Source organism: Microbacterium sp. GXF7504 (assembly GCF_054798235.1).
Genome location: NZ_JBSJZI010000002.1, coordinates 679,674 through 697,675, shown reverse-complemented (window position 1 = coordinate 697,675; position 18,002 = coordinate 679,674). Strand labels below are relative to the sequence as shown.

The following is an 18,002-nucleotide window of genomic DNA, read 5'->3' as shown; positions in this document are numbered from 1 at the left end:
TTCCGAACCCGGAAGCTAAGCCTCTCAGCGCCGATGGTACTGCAGGGGGGACCCTGTGGGAGAGTAGGACACCGCCGGACTTCTTTCGTGAAATGGCCACCCAGAGCTGGGTGGCCATTTCTCGTTTACACGCCACGAACGGGAGTCGAGATGAGCGAGCGTCACGAACGCGACGACGACAAGCAGCGCGCCGAGGGCGCCAAGCGAGGGTCAGGCCGTGCAGGCGACCGTCATCCTCGCCGCGACGGCACCCCTTCCGACCGCCCGAACCGCTCCGCCGGCGGCCCCCGCCGGGACGGCGAACGCTCGTACCGTCCTCGCGACGGTGAGCAGCGTCCGTATCGTCCGCGTGATGGTGAGCAGCGTCCGTATCGTCCGCGTGATGGTGAGCAGCGTCCGTATCGTCCGCGTGTTGGTGAGCAGCGTCCGTACCGTCCGCGTGATGGTGAGCAGCGTCCGTACCGTTCCCGTGATGGTGAGCAGCGTCCGTACCGTCCGCGTGATGGTGAGCAGCGTCCGTACCGTTCCCGTGATGGTGAGCAGCGTCCGTACCGTCCGCGTGATGGTGAGCAGCGTCCGTACCGTTCCCGTGATGGTGAGCAGCGTCCGTACCGTTCCCGCGACGGCGAGCGTCCCTCCCGTCCCCGTGACGGTGCCGGCGCGCGCCGGGATGACGCCCGTCGCCCCTCGCGTCCGCCCCGCGATTCCGCCGAGCGCGTCGCGCGTATCGCCGAGCCCGAGCTGCCCGAGGAGATCACGCCGCGCGATCTCCCGTCGGCGGCGCGCAACGAGCTGAAGACCCTCAGCAAGGAGAACGCCGAGACGGTCGCCCGCCACCTCGCGATGGCCGCCCGCCTCATCGAGGAGGACCCGGCGCGCGCCCACGAGCACGCCCAGGCCGCCGTCCGTCGCGCCGGCCGTGTCGCCGTCGTCCGGGAGACCGCCGGGATCACGGCGTACGCGATCGGCGACTACGCCCTCGCCCTCCGCGAACTGCGCACCTACCGCCGCATCTCCGGCAAGGACGACCAGATCGCGCTCATCGTCGACAGCGAACGAGGCGTCGGCCGGCCGGAGCGTGCGCTCGAGGAGGGACGTGCGGTCGACCGCTCGAAGCTCCCGACCGCTGCGCGCGCGCAGCTGGCGATCGCCCTCTCCGGGGCGCGGCTCGACCTCGGCGACCCCGAGCGCGCCCTCGTCGAACTGGACATCCCCGAGCTCGACCCGGACCGCGCCTTCGAATGGAGCGCCGACCTCTTCGCCGCCCGCGCCGCCGTGCTCGAGGAACTCGGCCGTGACGAGGAGGCCGCGGAGTGGGCACGACGCGCTGAGATCGCGGCGGAGGTCTGGGACCGCGCGCTCGGCGTCGGCGAGGACGAGGAGATCCTCGTCGAGGAGGAGATCCTCGAGGAGGAGCCGACTCCGGCTGACGCCGGTGCCCCTGCCGAGGACGACGCCACCGCCACGGATGCGGAGGAGTCCGGCGCGGACGCGGAGGAGGAGCGCTGATGGCGTTGTTCTCCCGAGCGACCACCCCGCTCGACGGTGTCGACGTCGTCCTTGCAGACCTCGACGGCGTCGTCTACGCCGGTGACGGCGCGCTACCGTACGCCGTCGAGAGCCTCAACCGCGCGGGCAGCGGTCGGCGTCTCGGGTACATCACCAACAACGCGTCGCGCACCGACGCCTCGGTGGCCGCCCACCTGACCTCCCTCGGACTGGAGGTCGCTCCGGAAGACGTCGTCACCAGCCCGCAGGCGGCGATGCGGCTCCTCACCGAACGCATCCCCGCCGGGAGCACCGTGCTCGTCGTCGGGGGAGAGGGCCTCGTCGTCGAGACCGAGAAGGCCGGGTTCACCGTCACCCGCTCCGCCGACGATTCGCCGGCCGCCGTCGTGCAGGGCTTCTCCCCGGACGTCGCCTGGGTGCACCTGGCCGAAGCCGCCTTCGCGCTGAAGACGCCCGAGGAGGAGGGCGGGATCCCCTGGATCGCGACCAACACCGACTGGACGATCCCGCAGGCGCGCGGCATGGCGCCCGGCAACGGCACGCTCGTCTCGGCCGTGCACACCGCGGTCGGTCGACTCGCGACCGTCGCCGGCAAGCCCGAGACCCCGATCTTCGAGGAGGCCGTGCGCCGCTTCGGCGCCGCCTCGCCGCTGTTCATCGGCGACCGGCTCGACACCGACATCGCCGGGGCGCAGGCCGCGGGGATCCCGTCGGCCCTCGTGCTGACCGGCGTCGACCGGCCCAAGCACGTGCTCGCCGCACCCGCGAACTCCCGGCCCACGTACATCCTCTCGGACCTCCGGGAACTGCACGAGCCGTACCCCGCGACGAAGGTCAAGGGCGACGTCACCACCGTCGGCGCCGCGTCGGTACGCATCGACGGCATCGACGTCCGCATCGTGAAGGCGGGGGACCGGCCGATCGACCTGCTGCGTGCCGGTGCCGCCGCGATCTGGGCGACCGGTCGGCAGATCTTCGGCTTCCGCGTGCCCGAGGAGCTCTACGCCGACCCGTTCCACCGGGTCTGAGGCCCGCTCAGCGTCGGCGGCGCAGGATCCGTCGCTCGAGCGGCAGCGCCTCGGGCGCGGGTTCCAGTTCCGCCGGGAGCGAGAGCGGGGGCGCGCCGAACGCCTGGCGTGCGGCGACGACGACCCGTCGACCGAGGATGTGGTTGCCCGCGCCGCCGACGGCCGCACCGATCCCGAAGGGCAGCGCCTTGCCGATCCAGGAGGCACCGCCGCGCACGGCGAACCGGTGCACGAACGAGTGCTTCAGCCGGTCCAGCAGCGGGCCCACCGCCGCGCGCGGGATCGTCTTCGTCACGAGCTCGCCCCAGTACGCCTGACGACCGGGACCCGTCCCGCCCGCCTGGCGTGCGAGCTGGGTGACGAGGTCGACGCCCTCACGCCCCAGGAGCAGCGTGAGCACGAGCGCGCGCGCACGGTCCGGATCGTTCACCGGCATACCGTGCACCTCGGCGACCGACTGCGCGAACAACGCCGTCGCCTCGAGGAACGCCGCCGTCTCGGCACCGCTCAGCGCGAGGGTGACCCCTGTGCCGATCGCCGGGACGACCGCCGTCGCACCCACGGCCGCACCGCTCGTGGTGACCGCCGTGAGATAGCGGCGCTCCAGCATCCGCACGACCTCGAGGGTCGATGCGTCCCGGTTCCGCACCCGGATGCCGCGCAGGTGCGCGACGACGGCCGGTCGCTGCAAACCAAGCAGACGGTCGAGCATGCGGATGCCGAGCGGATGCTCGGGGGAGCCGACCGGCGGGAGCCCGCCGTCCCACGGTGCGTCGTCGGGCAGCGAGTGGATGCGGTGCACCTGATCGGTCATGCCGCGTCCCCGGTCAGACGAAGAGGTTCGCCCGCTCCAGGTCCTCGGCGAAGTCGACCTCGACCGCGTACAGGTCCGAGATGTCGAGCGGCGCCAGACGCAGGCCGTCCTCCGCGATCGCGAGCTCCAGGCCGCGCTCGAAGTAGTCCTGGTCGTCGACGCGGCCGAGCTGCCGCTGGAACGCACGCTTGTCGTGACGCGAGATGTAGTTGATGCCCACGGCCTCGCCGACGCCGTTCGCGACGGTCTTCGAGAGCTCGGCGATGTAGCCGTCCGCGTCGGTCGTGTACTTGACCTCTTCGTCGGAGACCTTGGCGGTGTTGACGGTGACGAAGGACTGCTCGCGCTCGATGAGGGAGATGGCGCGGCCCAGCACGCGCGGGTCGAAGACGACGTCGCCGTTCATCCAGAGCACGCCGCCGCGGCCGGTCGCGGCCAGGGCACGCTGCAGGCTCTTGGAGGTGTTGGTCTGGTCGTACCGGTCGTTGTAGACGTAGTCCGACTCGGGGAAGGCCTCGACGATGGTCTCAGCGCGGTAGCCGACCACGGTGAGGATGCGGGCCTCGGCGCCGAACGCGGCACGGATGTTGTCGTGCTGCTGGCGCATGATGGAGCGGCCGTCGTTCAGCTCGGTGAGGGGCTTGGGCAGGCTGCGGCCCAAACGGGACCCCATGCCGGCGGCGAGGATCACGGTCTGTACAGTCACGGTTCGCTCCTGGGGATGCGGAAAAGAGTTCATGGTCGGTTCGACGACGCGACACTCCTTCGTGCCCCGTCAATGCTAGCGAGAGCACCTGAAAGACCGGTGGGGGGCTTGATTCCGTTGCGGGATCGTTGCAGGGGTCCGCACCCCGCGACCGCGCGGGCGCGTCCGGCACCGGTGTTGGTACCGTGGTCGGGTGAGAGCACCGAGGCCTGATTCCCCCGATCGCTCCCAGCCGCAGGACGAGTCCGTCCTGCCGCCGGTGGAGGCCTCGATCACGGTGCCCGAGAACCTGGTCATCCCGCCGAAACCCCCCCTGCCGGCGACGGTCGCGCCGGTCCCGCAGGCGGCCGACGGCGACGCAGACGCCGCGGCCGACGACGCGCTCGACTCCCTGTGGGACGAGCCGGCTCGGGACGACGAGGACGCCGACGCCGTCCCGGCGCTGGCCATCGAGGGGCTGCGGAAGGACTTCGGCGGCACGACGGCCGTCCAGGGGCTCACCTGGGAGATCGCACCCGGGACCTTCTCCGGGCTCGTCGGCCCCAACGGTGCGGGCAAGACCACGACCCTCTCCATGATCGCGGGGCTTCTGCGGCCGGATGCTGGCAGCATCCGCATCCACGGTGTGGACATCCGCACCCGCGAACGCGAGGCGAAGCGGCTCATCGGCGTGCTGCCCGACCGGCTTCGCACGTTCGACCGGCTCACCGGCCGGCAGCTGCTGACCTACGCCGGCCTGCTGCGCGACCTCCCCGGCGACGTCGTCGAGACGCGTGCGGCGGGCCTCGCCCGGGCGCTCGACCTGACCCCCGCGCTGGGCCGCGTCGTCGGCGACTACTCCGCCGGCATGACGAAGAAGATCATGCTCGCCGTCGCCATGATCCACGCGCCGCGGCTGCTCGTGCTGGACGAGCCGTTCGAAGCGCTCGACCCGGCATCGTCCGCGACGATCCTCGACATCCTCCGCGCCTACACCGCGCACGGCGGCACCGTGCTGCTCTCCAGCCACGGCATGGACCTCATCGAACGGGTCTGCGACCGGGTGGCGGTGATGGTCGGCGGTGAACTCATCGCCGAGGGCACCGTCGACGAGGTGCGGGGCGAGAGTTCGCTCGAGGAACGGTTCGTCGAGATCGTCGGCGGCGCCGGCGAGACGGAGGGGCTCGAGTGGTTGCACACGTTCTCCGGCTGAGGCTCGCGCTCCTCGTCGCCGCGGGACGTGCCGGTGCCCGCGAGCGACCCCGCATGGTCGCAGGCCTCGCGTTCATCGCCATCGGCGTCGCCGCGGCATGGGTCGGCCTGCTCGGGCTCCGGGGGTCGAGCGACGACGCCGCGAACGCGGTGACCGTCACCGGCGGCGCCGCGATCGCCCTGGCCGCGGTCCTGGCCCCGCCGCTCGTCGGCGACGACCAGCTCGATCCTCGTCGCTTCCGCCCCTTCGGCGCCCAGTCCCGACCGCTCGCCGTGGCGATCCTGGTGGCCGGGTTCTGCTCGGTGCCGATGCTCGCCCTCCTCGTCGTCGCGGTCGGGATGATCGTGCTCTGGACCGGTCACGACGGCTCGCCGGTCGCGGCGGTCGCCGGGCCCCTCCTCGGCGTCGTCACGGTGCTGCTGCTCTCGAACCTCGCCGGGGCCGCGACCGCGAAGCTCCTCCGCGAGCGTCGCTCCCGCGAACTCACCGGCCTCTTCGTGCTGGCCGTGCTCATCGTGGCGGTGCCGGTCGGCCTGTTCGTGGCGTCCCTCGACTGGAAGCACAGCGTGCCCGGGCCGCTGTCCACCGCGAGCCGCGTGCTCTCGTTCACCCCGCTCGGTGCGGCGTGGTCGCTCCCGGGGTACGCCGCCGAGGGCGACCCGGCGGGGTGGATCGCCCTCGCGGTCGCGCTCATCACCCTCGCTGCCCTCCTGGTCGGCTGGTTCGTCGTCGTCGACCGCATCCTGCACACGCCGGAGCGGCCCCTCCCGGCGCGGGCCCGGGCCGGGATGTCGTGGTTCGCGGCGATGCCGGCGACCGCGGGCGGCGCGATCGCCGCGCGCAGCGTCCTGTACTGGCTGCACGACCGGCGGTACGGCGTGAACGTGCTCGTGGTGCCGGTCGCCGCCGTGCTCTCGGTCGTGCCGCTCCTCATCGCCGGCGTCGAGTTCCCGCTGGCGGTGCTCGCACCCGTCGCGATCATCGCGCTGTTCTTCGGCTGGCTGCCGCACAACGACCTCGCCTACGACTCGACCGCGCTGTGGCTGCACATCGCCAGCGGCGTCCGCGGCATCGCCGACCGGCTCGGGCGGCTCGTGCCGATCGTGCTCCTGGCGATCCCGACGTTCGCACTCGTGCTCCCGGTGACCGCGATCCTCAACGGCCGGTGGGGGGTGCTCGTGCCGATGGGCGGCGTGGTCGCCACGCTGTTCCTGTCCGGGCTCGGCCTCTCCTCGATCGCGTCGGCGGCCGCGCCCTACGCGGTCACCCGGCCGGGCGACAGCCCGTTCCGTCAGCCGCAGCGGACCGAGGGCAGCGGCATCCTGTCGCAGTCGCTCGTCATGGTCGGCACGCTCCTGGTGAGTGCGCCGACGGTGTGGCTGGCGTGGCTGGCCGTGACGGAAGACCCGTCCGAGGGGGCGACCGCGCTCCTCACCGGGCTCGCGACCGGCGTCATCGTCCTGATGCTCGGCCTCGCACTCGGCTCCGTCGTGTTCGAACGGCGCGGCAGCGCGTTGATGGAGTTCGCCGAGACCGCCGCCTGAGCGTGGCGACACGGCTAGAATCGGTGCCTATGAGCACGCCCCTCGATCGCCCCGACGCCGGTGGCACCGCGACCCTCGACCGTGAGCTCGAGGAACTGCTGCGCGAGGAGCACGTCGAGCCCGGTGACCACGAGCGCTTCTCGCACTACGTGAAGAAGGACAAGATCCTCGAGTCCGCGATCACCGGCAAGCCCGTGCGTGCACTGTGCGGCAAGAAGTGGACGCCGGGTCGCGACCCGGAGAAGTTCCCGATCTGCCCCACCTGCAAGGAGATCTACGAGTCCATGCAGGGCTGAGCGCGGTCACACCGCGCTGTAGACCGTCGGGATCGCCGGGTCGGACCGGCTGAGCCCGTGCGCCGCCAGCGGCAGCTCGCGGCGCACCGCCCGGTGGTGTTCGCGTGCTCGCAGCACCCCCGCCGGTCCCTCGTGCACGGTGTCGTACTCGCCGGCGACGACCAGCGGCACCTGCAGCGCACGTGCGTCCTCCGGCGCCTGGGCGTCGGCACCGGATCCCGTGACGACGACGAGCTCGGCCTGCGCGGTCCCGTCCGAGAGCCGGCGGAAGGCGCGCTTGCGGCCGCCGCGGGAGGCCTTCTCGGCCGACGCCTTCGCGACCGGCACCCAGGTGCCGTCGGGGTCCTGCCGCTCCACGAGTTTGTAGACCATGCCCGCCGTCGGATGCCCGGAGCCGGTCACGACCGAGGTGCCGACGCCGTACGCGTCGACGGGGGAGGACGCGAGCGCGGCGAGGGCGTACTCGTCGAGGTCGCTCGTGACGGTGATCCGGGTGCCGGTGGCGCCCAGGGCGTCGAGCTGTTCGCGCACGCGCTTGGCGACGACCGGCAGGTCGCCCGAGTCGATGCGGACGCCGCCGAGGCCCGTGCCGGCGACGCGGATCGCCCGCTCGACGCCCTGCTCGATGTCGTAGGTGTCGACGAGGAGCGTCGTGTCGACCCCCGCCGCGGCGATCTGGGCGCGGAAGGCGTCCTCCTCGTCGGCGTGCAGCAGGGTCCAGGCGTGTGCCGCCGTGCCCATCGTCGGGATGCCCCAGGTGCGGCCGGCCTCGAGGTTGCTCGTCGCGTCGAATCCGGCGATGAACGCGGCACGCGCGGCGGCGACCGCCGACCGTTCGCCCGCGCGGCGCGAGCCCATCTCGGCGAGGGGCCGGTCGCCCGCGGCGATGCTCATGCGCGCGGCCGCCGTGGCGACCGCCGAGTCGTGGTTCAGGACGCTGAGCACGAGGGTCTCCAGCACGACCGCGTCGGCGAAGGTGCCCTCGACCGTGAGGACGGGGGAGCCGGGGAAGAAGAGCTCGCCCTCCGGGTACCCGGTGATGGTGCCGCGGAACCGGTAGTCCTCCAGGAACGCGAGTGTGGCCGCATCCACGACATGCTCGTCACGGAGGAACCGCAGCTCCTCCTCGTCGAACCGGAAGTCGCGGATGAGGCCGAGCAGCCGTCCGGTGCCGCCGACGACCCCGAAGCGCCGGCCGCCGGCGAGGCGGCGCGCGAACACCTCGAACACGCAGGGACGGGATGCGGTGCCGTCGCGGAGCGCGGCCTCGAGCATCGTCAGTTCGTACCGGTCGGTCAGCAGGGCCGTACTCATGCCGGTCACTCTATCCACCGGGCGTAGGCTTGAGGATCGTGGATGACGCGCCGATCGGGATCTTCGACTCCGGGGTCGGCGGGCTGACCGTCGCCCGTGCCGTCTCGCAGCTGCTGCCGCGCGAGTCCATCCGGTACATCGGCGACACCGCCCGCTCGCCCTACGGGCCCAAACCGATCGCCGACGTGCGCCGGTACTCGCTCGAGGTGCTCGACACGCTCGTCGACCAGGGTGTGAAGATGCTCGTCATCGCCTGCAACACGGCCTCCGCCGCCATGCTGCGCGACGCCCGGGAACGGTACGACGTGCCGGTGGTCGAGGTGATCGGCCCCGCCGTCCGCACCGCCATGTCGACCACCCGCAACGGCCGGATCGGCGTGATCGGCACGGTCGGCACGATCGGGTCCCGCGCCTACCAGGACATGCTCGAGGTGAACGCCGAGCTCACCGTGTTCGGGCAGGCGTGCCCCCGCTTCGTCGACTTCGTCGAGGCGGGCGTCACCGACACCCCCGAGGTGCTCGCCGCGGCGGAGGAGTACCTCGCGCCGCTCCGGCACGCCGGCGTCGACACGCTCGTGCTCGGCTGCACCCACTACCCCTTCCTGGAGGGCGCGATCAGCTACGTCATGGGGCAGGGCGTGAGCCTCGTCTCCAGCGACAGCGAGACCGCCAAGGACGTCTACCGCCAGCTCGTCTCGCGCGACCTGCTCGCCGGCCCGGATGCGGTGCCACATCACGTGTACGAGGCCACCGGGGCCTCGGCCGACGACTTCATCTCGCTCGCGCACCGGCTCATGGGCCGTGAGGTGCGCGACGTGCAACTGGTCCAGACCGGGGTCATCGACCTGCCCCGGTGACCCCCGACCCCACACCCCGAGGAGCCCCATGTCCGAGACCACCCGCGCCGACGGCCGCACCGTCGACCAGCTTCGCCCTGTGACGATCGAACGCGGCTGGTCGAGCCAGGCCGAGGGCTCCGCGCTCATCTCGTTCGGCGGCACGAAGGTGCTGTGCACCGCGTCGTTCACGAACGGCGTGCCGCGCTGGCTCACCGGCAAGGGCAAGGGGTGGGTGACCGCCGAGTACGCGATGCTGCCGCGGGCGACGAACAGCCGCAACGACCGGGAGAGCATCAAGGGCAAGGTCGGCGGCCGCACCCATGAGATCTCCCGCCTCATCGGCCGCGCGCTCCGCGCGGTGGTGGACACGAAGGCGCTCGGCGAGAACACCATCGTCATCGACTGCGACGTGCTGCAGGCAGACGGCGGCACCCGCACCGCCGCCATCACCGGCGCGTACGTGGCGCTCGCGGACGCGATCGAGTGGGGCCGCGCGAAGGGCTTCGTCGGCAAGAACGCGAAGGCGCTCATCGACTCCGTCTCGGCCGTCTCGGTCGGCATCATCGACGGCGAGCCCATGCTCGACCTCGCCTACGTGGAGGACGTGCGTGCCGAGACCGACATGAACGTCGTCGTCACCGGCCGGGGCCTGTTCGTCGAGGTGCAGGGCACCGCCGAGGGTGCGCCGTTCGACAAGCGCGAGCTCGACGCGCTGCTCGAGCTGGGCGTGGCCGGCTGCGCGGACCTCCGCGAGCTGCAGGCCGCCGCGCTCGCCGGGGACGCCGCGTGACCGGCGACGCCGGTCGCATCGTCCTGGCGACGCACAACGCGCACAAGGTCGAGGAGTTCCAGGCGATCGTCGCGGAGGCGCGTCCGGGGCTCGAGGTGGTCTCGTACGACGGCCCGGAGCCGGTCGAGGACGGTGTCACGTTCGCGCAGAACGCGCTCATCAAGGCGCGCGCCGCGGCCGCGCACACGGGGCTCCCGGCGCTGGCGGACGACTCCGGCATCCGGGTGGACGTGCTCGGCGGCGCACCGGGCGTCTTCTCCGCCTACTGGGCCGGGCACCGCAAGGACAGCCGTGCCAACCTCGAGCTGCTGCTCGACCAGCTCTCCGACATCGCCGACCCGCACCGCACCGCGCAGTTCGTCTCGACCATCGCCCTCGTGCGCGCAGACGGCTCGGAAGCCGTCGTCGAGGGCGTCTGGCCGGGCCGGCTCGCGACCGCGCCGGCGGGGGACGGCGGATTCGGCTACGACCCGGTGTTCATCCCGGACGGGCAGGACCCTGATGCCGAGCGCACGGTCGGGGAGTGGACCGCCGAGGAGAAGAACGCGCAGTCGCACCGGGCGCGCGCGTTCCGCGAGCTGCTGCCGCTGCTGAGCGCGCTCTGAGACTGAGAACGGGTCTCGTTCCCGATTGCGCGCACGGCCCGTGACGGGCGCCGTGACGCCGTAGCCTGGCTGCATGCACGACCACGCCCCGGCGCCCGGCGGGTTCCGGAACGGCCCCACGCGGCGCCTGCTCGCCGTCTCGCTCGCGATCACCTCGACGGTGTTCGTGGTGCAGGTCGTCGGTGCCGTCCTCTCGGGTTCGCTCGCGCTGCTGGCCGATGCCGCCCACATGCTCATGGATGCGGCGGCGCTCGTCATCGCGCTCGTCGCGGGCGCGGTGGCGGCCCGGCCGGCCGACGACCGCCGCACGTTCGGGTACCAGCGTGCCGAGGTCTTCGGCGCGCTCGTGAACGGGGTCATCCTCCTGGTCGTCTCGGTGTGGGTCGCGATCGAGGCGGTGCTCCGGCTCACCTCGCCCGCGGAGCCCGAGGTCTCCGGCGACCTCATGCTGGTGATCGCCACGGTGGGCATGCTCGCGAACGGCATCGCCATGTGGCTCCTCTCGTCGGCGCAGAAGCGGAACATCAACGCCCGCGGCGCCTACCTCGAGGTGCTCGGCGACCTGCTCGGCTCCGTCGCCGTCGTGGTGGCCGCGGTCGTCATTATCACGACCGGGTGGGTGGCCGCCGACGCGGTGGCGTCCCTCCTCATCGCGGCGATGATCGTGCCGCGCGCCGTCGGCCTCCTCCGCGAGGTCGTGACGGTGCTGAGCGAGGCCACCCCGAAGGACATCCGGGTGCAGGAGATCCGCGACCACATCCTCGCCACCGACGGGGTGAGCGACGTGCACGACGTGCACGTCTGGCAGCTCACCCGGGGCGCGCCCGTCTTCTCCGCGCACGTCGTCGTCGCGGAGGACGCGTTCGAGGCCGGTGCGTCCACTGCGATCCTCACCCGGCTGCAGTCGTGCCTCGCCGACCACTTCGACGTCGAGCACTCCACGTTCCAGCTGGAGGCCGCCGGGCACGTCGAGCACGACACCCACGGCTGAGCGCGGCTCAGAACGGCGCCGGATCCTCCGGGGTCACGTCCGCCGGGGTCTTGTCCGGTCGGAGGCCGCGCCACCGGGGATGGCGCAGGTGCCCGGCGGACGTGAACTCGCCGAACTCGACCTCGCCGACGACCTCGGGGCGCACCCACACCGCGTCCGGGGTGTCCTCCCGCGGCACGTCGAGGAACGGCGACGCATCGGTCACGAGCGGCGACAGCATCCCGTGGATGCGGCGCAGCGCCGCATCCGTAAACCCAGTGCCGACCCGGCCGACGTACCGGAGGCCGTCGCCGGTGGGGATGCCGACCAGGAGCGAGCCGAACGTGCCGGCGCGGCCGCCCCTGCCGCGTCGCATGCCGCCGATGACGACCTCCTGGGTGCGGCTGTGCTTGACCTTCAGCCAGTCGTCCGAGCGGCTGCCCGACCGATACCGGGACGAGGGGTTCTTCACGACGACGCCCTCGAGCCCGAGGCGCTCGCCGTCGTCGAGCGCGACCCGCAGGTCGTCGAACACGGGCGGGACGGCGATCGCGTCGATGGCGCCGGCGGCCGCGCGCTCGAGCACCGGGCGCCGGTCGCGCAGCGGGGTCGCGGCGAGGGAACGGCCCGCGTGGTGGAGCACGTCGAAGAGGTAGTAGCGCACCGGGGTGCGGGCGACCTCGCGTTCGATCTCGCGGGCGTCGGCGAGGTGCATCCGCCGCTGGAGCACGCCGAAGCTCGGGACCCCGCGCTCGTCGAGGGCGACGATCTCGCCGTCGACCACCACCGGGTCGGGGCCGAGCCCGGCGTCGACCGCCGTGAGCTCGGGGTAGCGCGCGGTGATGTCGATGCCGCTGCGCGCCCACAGCCGGAGGCGCTCGCCGTCCCAGCGCCCCAGTGCCCGCACGCCGTCCCACTTCATCTCCACCCAGGGCGGGCCGGGCCACCGTTCGGCCGCGGCGGCGGCGAGCGCCGGGGTCGCGAGCGTCGCGAGCATGGGGCGGATGTCCGTGGCGTCCGCGGGATCGTGAGCGGCCGCGTCGGCGGGCTCCGCGGGCGCCGACGAGGTCGTCGCGGCGGGCTCGGCAGCATCCGGTGTCGGCTGCTGCTCCTTCATCCGGTGCAGCAGCCACGATGACTTCTCGCCCGAGCCGCCGGTGCGGATGAGGGCGAGTCGCGCTGTGCCGAGCGGGCCGTGCGGTCTGCCGTGCAGCGTCACGATCACTTCGGCGTCGCGCCACTTCTCGGTCTCGTAGTGGCCGGCGTCCCAGATCGTGACGTGGCCGGCGCCGTACTCGCCGCGCGGGATCTCGCCCTCGAACGTGCCGTAGTCGAGCGGGTGGTCCTCGGTCATCACGGCGAGGTGGTTCTTGTCGGTGGTCTCGGGCACGCCCTTGGGGACCGCCCAGCTGACGAGCACGCCGTCGCGCTCGAGCCGGAAATCCCAGTGCAACCGGCGGGCATGGTGCTCCTGGATGACGAACCGCGGCGCCTCGCCCGGCGGCGTCGGCGCGACCGCGGCGCTCGCCGGCACGGGTTCCGGGGTGCGGTCGGCGGATCGCTTCGCGATGTACGGCGCGAGCGGGCCGTGCGCCGCGGACGCCGTCGGCCGGGCGAGCGGTGCGAGGAGGTCGCCGTCCGCCACGGCGCGGGCGAGCACCTCGCGGAAGTCCAGGTGCGTGAGCCCCGGGTCGTCGAGTTCCGCCCAGGTGCGGGGCGCCGCGACCATCGGATGCGGTCGGCCGCGCAGCGAGTACGGCGCGATCGTCGTCTTCGAGCCGTTGTTCTGGCTCCAGTCCACGAACACCTTGCCCGGCCGCGCGGACTTCGACATGGAGCTCACCACGAGGTCCGGGTGGTCGGCCTCGAGGGCGCGGGCGAGCTCCTTCGCGACCTGCGACACCTCGTCGCTCGATGCCGTGCCGGGGAGGGTCGCGTACAGGTGGATGCCCTTGCTGCCGCTCGTCACCGGGTACGGGTCGAGTCCCATGTCCTGCAGGATGCGGCGGGCGTACCGTGCCACCTCCGCGCACTCCGCGAGGCCCGTGCCCGGGCCCGGATCGAGGTCGAGCACGATCCGGTCCGGCGGCAGGCGCTCGCCGCGCTGGTCGAACCGCCACTGGGGGGTGTGCAGTTCGAGGCTGGCGACCTGGGCCAGGTACGCGAGCGTTGCGACGTCGTCGACGAGCGGGTAGTCCTTCGGGCCGCCGGAGTGCTCGATCGCCTGCCGGCGGACCCAGGCCGGTGCGCTGGATTCCAGGTCCTTCGCGAAGAACGACGACTCCGGGTGCGCGTCGGTGCCCACGCCTTCGGGCCAGCGCTTGCGGGTGACCGGGCGCTGCGCGAGGTGGGGGAGCATCAGCGGGGCGATGCGGGTGTAGTAGTCGATGACCTCGCCCTTGGTGGTGCCGGTCTCCGGGTAGAGCACCTTGTCGAGGCGTGAGACACGCAGCATCCGTCCGTCGATGCGGACCGTCTGCTCACCCGTGGCCATGCTGATCATGATGCCGTCGCGGCCGCGCAAGCCCTAGCCCTGGCGAGGTGCGAGCGTGTGTACTAACGGCATGAGGTCGATCTGGAAGGGCGCGATCGCGTTCGGGCTGGTGAACGTGCCGGTCAAGGTGTACTCCGCCACGGAGGACCACGACGTGCCGCTGCATCAGGTGCACGAGAAGGACGGTGGCCGCATCCGCTACCAGCGCCGGTGCGAGATCTGCGGCGAGATCGTCGCCTACCAGGACATCGACAAGGCCTACGACGACGGCGACCGCACGGTCGTGCTCACCGGCGAGGATCTCGCGTCGCTGCCGGCCGAGCGCAGCCGGGAGATCGAGGTCGTCGAGTTCGTGCCGAGCGAGCAGGTGGATCCGCTGCTGCTCGACCGGGCGTACTACCTGGAGCCGGACTCCGCGTCGCCGAAGGCGTACGTGCTGCTGCGTCGCACCCTGGAGCAGACCGACCTCACCGCGATCGTGCGGTTCTCGCTGCGGCAGAAGACGCGCCTGGCGGCCCTTCGCGTGCGCGACAAGGTGCTCGTGCTGCAGACCCTGCTGTGGAGCGACGAAGTGCGGGAGGCCGCGTTCCCGTCGCTCGACGAGGACGTGCGGATCTCGTCCAAGGAGCTCGAACTGTCGGCCTCCCTCGTCGACAGCTTCGCCGGCGACTTCGACCCGTCGGCGTTCACCGACGAGTACCAGGAGCAGCTGCGCACGCTCATCCAGGCGAAGATCGAGGCGGGCGACGCGCTCGACACCGCCGAGACGTTCGGCGAGCAGGAGGACGAGGGGTCGTCCACCGGCGGCGGGGAGGTCATCGACCTCATGGCGGCCCTGCAGGCGAGCCTGGAGAAGTCGCGGTCCGCCCGCGGCTCGGGGTCGGCGTCGGCGTCGTCAGGGTCGAAGGATGCGGCCGAGAAGCAGCCTGCGAAGAAGAAGCCGTCGGCGGGTTCGTCGACGAAGGCGAAACCGAAGCCGAAGGCGAAGTCGAAGAAGGCGTCCTGACCGGGCGTCGTGCCGGCGCTCAGGCCTGGTCGGTACCGGACGCCTGCTCGCGCTGCTCGGCCTTCGCCCTGGCCGCCTCGCGCTTCACCTCGGCGCGCTCACGGAGGTAGTGCCACACGGTGATCGCCGCGGTGAGGACCACGACGCCGATGAGGATGATGTCGATGTACTCGGTGACGATGTCGCGGATCCACGGGATGTAGCCGATGCCGTAGCCGAGCATCGTGAGGCCGATGCCCCAGAGGACGGCGCCGATGAGGTTGTACAGCGTGTACTTGCGCCACGGCATGTGGCCGACGCCGGCTGCGACGGGCGCGAAGGTTCGCACGATCGGGACGAAGCGCGCGAGGATCACGGTGATGCCGCCGAAGCGCTCGAAGAACGCGTTCGTGCGCTCGACGTTCTTCTTGCTGAACAGCCCCGATTCCTTGCGCTCGAAGATCGCGGGTCCGGCCTTGTGACCGATGAAGTAGCCGACCTCGCCGCCGATGAACGCGGCGATGCCGATGAACAGCGCGACGAACCAGACGTTCACGCCGAAGACGCCGTTGGGCGCCGCATCCGTGTGGTGCGACAGCAGGCCCGAGATCACCAGCAGCGTGTCGCCCGGGAGGAGGAAGCCGACGAGCAGCCCCGTCTCGGAGAAGACGATGAGGCACACCACGAGCAGCGCCCACGGCCCCGCGGCTTCGATGATCGTGGCCGGATCGAGCCAGGGGAGGAGTCCGAGAGAATGCACGCTGTGGTCCCGTCGTAGATGGCGGTCATGGGGCGTGGCGAGGAAGACCCCCGATCCCCGTCCCCGTGCGGAAGGTGGGACTTGAACCCACACGCCCGAAGGCACAGGAACCTAAATCCTGCGTGTCTGCCGATTTCACCACTCCCGCGGGTGGGTCCAGTCTAGCCAGACGGTGCTCGACGCCGCGGGGTGTCGGCGCGGCTCCCGGGGTGCTCCCAGACAGCGGCCGCGATCGGCACGCGGAGGGGCGGACCGCGGCCGCGCAAGCCCTGATCGCAGGGAACGTCAGACGCCTACCGTGACGGGATGAGTCGGTCGACGGATCCCCGCACGAACCGTCCGGATCTGCGTGAGTACGCGGCGATCGGTGACGGCCGCACGGTGGCGCTCGTCGGCGGTCGCGGCCAGATCGACTGGCTTCCCGTCCCGTCGCTCGATTCGCTGCCCGTGTTCGCGCGGCTCCTGGACGCCGAGAACGGCGGCGGCATCGAATTGGAGCCGGAGGAGGAGTACACGGTGCGTCGCCGGTACGTGCCGGAGACGAACGTGCTCGAGACCACCGTGACGACGGCATCCGGTCGCGCCCGGATCACGGATGCGCTGGTGACCGGGGTGGCGGGGCGGCTGCCGTGGGCCGAACTCGCCCGTCGGGTCGAGGGCGTGTCGGGGCGCGTGCGGTTCCGCTGGCGGGTGCAGCCGGGGACGCGCCTGCAGACCGCGGCGCCGTGGATCGAGGAGCACGACGGGGTGTCGATCCTCCGTGCGGGCGACGTCTCGCTCGCCGTCGTGGGTGACGGGCACGGTGACGGCGCGCCGGACACCGACGGGGTCGGCGCGCCGGCCGTGCAGGGGCGGTTCCGCGTGTCCGAGGGGGACCGGCGGGTCCTCATCGTGGTGGCCACCGACGGGGAGCCGCTGCACCTCCCGCAGCCGGAGAACGTGCAGCGAGGCATCGACCGCACGATCGACGCGTGGCGGGTGTGGTCGAAGGAGTTCTCCTACGACGGGCCCTGGCGCGAGCTCGTGCAGCGGAGCGCACTGGCCTTGAAGCTCCTCGTCTACGCGCCGAGCGGTGCGATCGCGGCGGCGGCGACCACGTCGTTGCCGGAGGACCCGCGCGGCGGCAAGAACTGGGACTACCGGCTGGCATGGGTTCGCGACCTCGCCTACACCTCGCACGCGCTCGTGCGGTTCGGTCTCCGCGAGGAGACGCACGCGGCGATCTCGTGGCTGCTGCGCACCATCCGGCGGAACGGTCCCGAGCTGCACGTGTTCTACGGCCTGCGCGGCGACGTCGTCACGGGGCTCACCGAGTACGACGTCGACGGCTGGCAGGGCATCGGCCCGGTCGTCGCCGGCAACCCCGCGCACGGGCAGCTCCAGCTCGGCGTGTACGGCGACCTCTTCAGCATCTGCCGCACGTACGTGGACGCGGGCAACATCCTCGACGTCGCCACCGGGCGCGCGCTCGCCGCGATGGCCGACCGCACGTGCGACCTGTGGCGGCAGCCGGACTCCGGCATGTGGGAGCTTCCCGAGGTGCGGCACTACACCTCCTCGAAGATGGGATGCTGGCAGGCGCTGGACGACGCGGTGGCGCTCGCCGAGGGCGGTGCGATCCCGGGGAGCCCGGACCGCTGGGCGGCAGAACGCGACCGGATCGCGGAGTGGGTGGCGACCCACGGGTGGTCGGACGAGGTCGGCGCATACACGATGCATCCGGGCACCACGGACCTCGACACCTCGGTGCTGCTGCACGCGGAGAGCGGGTTCGACCGCGGGGAGCGGATGTCGGCGACGATCGACGCGATCACGCGGAAGCTCGGTGACGGGCATCTGCTGTACCGGTACACCGGCATGGATCGGGAGGAGCACACCTTCGTCGCGTCGGCGTTCTGGCGGGTGTCGGCGCTCGCGTGCGTCGGGCGGCACACGGAGGCGGTCGAGGCGATGGACGACCTCGTCGCGCGCGCGAACGACGTGGGGCTCTACGCCGAGATGATCGAGGCCGACGGGGGTGCGTTCTGGGGGAACCTGCCCCAGGCGCTGAGTCATCTCGCCGTGGTGAACGCGGCCCTCCGCATCCGCGAGCTCGTCCCGGCCCGCACGTACCGGGGGCGGTGACCCGCGCAGCTCGGCCGGACGCTGTGGATAAG

Annotated in this window: 17 protein-coding genes, 1 tRNA gene and 1 rRNA gene; 12 read left to right on the top strand and 7 right to left on the bottom strand. The window is 72.1% G+C overall.

Annotated elements, in window-relative coordinates; all coding sequences use genetic code 11:
• Nucleotides 1-80 (top strand): 5S ribosomal RNA (gene rrf, locus ACWAUO_RS07545); the annotation flags it as partial.
• Between the two features lie 130 nt (nucleotides 81-210).
• Here the strand turns inward: rrf and ACWAUO_RS07540 are convergent.
• Nucleotides 211-837: a hypothetical protein gene (locus tag ACWAUO_RS07540; RefSeq protein WP_460774345.1), complete on the bottom strand. Its 627-nt coding sequence runs from the start codon at nucleotides 835-837 to the stop codon at nucleotides 211-213.
• A gap of 6 nt (nucleotides 838-843) precedes the next feature.
• Between ACWAUO_RS07540 and ACWAUO_RS07535 the strand changes: the two genes are divergently transcribed.
• Nucleotides 844-1,509 (top strand): hypothetical protein, encoded by a 666-nt coding sequence (locus tag ACWAUO_RS07535; protein ID WP_460774344.1) that lies wholly within the window; start codon nucleotides 844-846, stop codon nucleotides 1,507-1,509.
• Entirely contained in the window at nucleotides 1,509-2,537 is a 1,029-nt protein-coding gene (locus tag ACWAUO_RS07530; protein WP_460774342.1) for an HAD-IIA family hydrolase, read from the top strand. Before ACWAUO_RS07535 ends, ACWAUO_RS07530 begins: the two co-directional genes overlap by 1 nt.
• A gap of 7 nt (nucleotides 2,538-2,544) precedes the next feature.
• Here ACWAUO_RS07530 and ACWAUO_RS07525 read toward each other — a convergent pair whose 3' ends face one another.
• Together ACWAUO_RS07525 and ACWAUO_RS07520 are read right to left on the bottom strand one after the other, a co-directional pair.
• Nucleotides 2,545-3,351 (bottom strand): hypothetical protein, encoded by an 807-nt coding sequence (locus ACWAUO_RS07525; protein ID WP_460774340.1) that lies wholly within the window; start codon nucleotides 3,349-3,351, stop codon nucleotides 2,545-2,547.
• Between the two features lie 13 nt (nucleotides 3,352-3,364).
• Nucleotides 3,365-4,057, bottom strand: a complete 693-nt coding sequence (locus ACWAUO_RS07520) for a phosphocholine cytidylyltransferase family protein (protein ID WP_460774339.1) — start codon at nucleotides 4,055-4,057, stop codon at nucleotides 3,365-3,367.
• A gap of 193 nt (nucleotides 4,058-4,250) precedes the next feature.
• On the opposite strand from ACWAUO_RS07520, the gene ACWAUO_RS07515 reads away from it, so the two are divergent.
• The 3 genes from ACWAUO_RS07515 to ACWAUO_RS07505 are packed head-to-tail and all read left to right on the top strand — an operon-like array spanning nucleotide 4,251 to nucleotide 7,089.
• Complete coding sequence (locus ACWAUO_RS07515) at nucleotides 4,251-5,249, top strand: ABC transporter ATP-binding protein (RefSeq protein WP_460774337.1); 999 nt, start codon at nucleotides 4,251-4,253, stop codon at nucleotides 5,247-5,249.
• A complete protein-coding gene (locus ACWAUO_RS07510; protein ID WP_460774336.1) occupies nucleotides 5,225-6,793 on the top strand; it encodes a hypothetical protein in 1,569 nt (522 codons plus the stop codon). Before ACWAUO_RS07515 ends, ACWAUO_RS07510 begins: the two co-directional genes overlap by 25 nt.
• A gap of 29 nt (nucleotides 6,794-6,822) precedes the next feature.
• The gene (locus tag ACWAUO_RS07505) at nucleotides 6,823-7,089 is read left to right on the top strand and encodes a DUF3039 domain-containing protein (protein ID WP_460774333.1); all 267 of its coding nucleotides are present in this window, start codon (nucleotides 6,823-6,825) and stop codon (nucleotides 7,087-7,089) included.
• A gap of 6 nt (nucleotides 7,090-7,095) precedes the next feature.
• Here the strand turns inward: ACWAUO_RS07505 and ACWAUO_RS07500 are convergent, their stop codons facing one another.
• Nucleotides 7,096-8,403, bottom strand: coding sequence for a nicotinate phosphoribosyltransferase (locus ACWAUO_RS07500; RefSeq protein WP_460774332.1), 1,308 nt, complete (start codon nucleotides 8,401-8,403; stop codon nucleotides 7,096-7,098).
• 38 nt (nucleotides 8,404-8,441) lie between these two features.
• Here ACWAUO_RS07500 and murI point away from each other — a divergent pair, with 38 nt between their 5' ends.
• The 4 genes from murI to ACWAUO_RS07480 all read left to right on the top strand — a co-directional run bounded on the left by murI (nucleotide 8,442) and on the right by ACWAUO_RS07480 (nucleotide 11,628).
• Nucleotides 8,442-9,260 carry a glutamate racemase gene (gene murI / locus ACWAUO_RS07495; protein ID WP_460774330.1) on the top strand — a complete coding sequence of 273 codons (819 nt, stop codon included), beginning with the start codon at nucleotides 8,442-8,444 and terminating at the stop codon, nucleotides 9,258-9,260.
• Between the two features lie 28 nt (nucleotides 9,261-9,288).
• Complete coding sequence (gene rph / locus ACWAUO_RS07490) at nucleotides 9,289-10,032, top strand: ribonuclease PH (RefSeq protein ID WP_460774328.1); 744 nt, start codon at nucleotides 9,289-9,291, stop codon at nucleotides 10,030-10,032.
• The gene (gene rdgB, locus ACWAUO_RS07485) at nucleotides 10,029-10,637 is read left to right on the top strand and encodes an RdgB/HAM1 family non-canonical purine NTP pyrophosphatase (protein ID WP_460774327.1); all 609 of its coding nucleotides are present in this window, start codon (nucleotides 10,029-10,031) and stop codon (nucleotides 10,635-10,637) included. Before rph ends, rdgB begins: the two co-directional genes overlap by 4 nt.
• Before the next feature lie 73 nt (nucleotides 10,638-10,710).
• Nucleotides 10,711-11,628 carry a cation diffusion facilitator family transporter gene (locus ACWAUO_RS07480; protein ID WP_460774325.1) on the top strand — a complete coding sequence of 306 codons (918 nt, stop codon included), beginning with the start codon at nucleotides 10,711-10,713 and terminating at the stop codon, nucleotides 11,626-11,628.
• Nucleotides 11,629-11,635: 7 nt separating this feature from the next.
• Here ACWAUO_RS07480 and ACWAUO_RS07475 read toward each other — a convergent pair whose 3' ends face one another.
• Nucleotides 11,636-14,101 (bottom strand): ATP-dependent DNA ligase, encoded by a 2,466-nt coding sequence (locus ACWAUO_RS07475; RefSeq protein ID WP_460774323.1) that lies wholly within the window; start codon nucleotides 14,099-14,101, stop codon nucleotides 11,636-11,638.
• A 70-nt stretch (nucleotides 14,102-14,171) separates the two neighbouring features.
• On the opposite strand from ACWAUO_RS07475, the gene ku reads away from it, so the two are divergent.
• Complete coding sequence (gene ku, locus ACWAUO_RS07470) at nucleotides 14,172-15,107, top strand: non-homologous end joining protein Ku (protein ID WP_460774322.1); 936 nt, start codon at nucleotides 14,172-14,174, stop codon at nucleotides 15,105-15,107.
• A gap of 19 nt (nucleotides 15,108-15,126) precedes the next feature.
• Here ku and ACWAUO_RS07465 read toward each other — a convergent pair whose 3' ends face one another.
• Both ACWAUO_RS07465 and ACWAUO_RS07460 read right to left on the bottom strand, forming a co-directional pair.
• Entirely contained in the window at nucleotides 15,127-15,846 is a 720-nt protein-coding gene (locus ACWAUO_RS07465; protein ID WP_460774320.1) for a DedA family protein, read from the bottom strand.
• A gap of 66 nt (nucleotides 15,847-15,912) precedes the next feature.
• A tRNA-Leu gene (locus ACWAUO_RS07460) sits at nucleotides 15,913-15,994 on the bottom strand.
• Between the two features lie 158 nt (nucleotides 15,995-16,152).
• Between ACWAUO_RS07460 and ACWAUO_RS07455 the strand changes: the two genes are divergently transcribed.
• Nucleotides 16,153-17,970, top strand: coding sequence for a glycoside hydrolase family 15 protein (locus ACWAUO_RS07455; protein WP_460774319.1), 1,818 nt, complete (start codon nucleotides 16,153-16,155; stop codon nucleotides 17,968-17,970).
• Nucleotides 17,971-18,002: the final 32 nt, after the last annotated feature.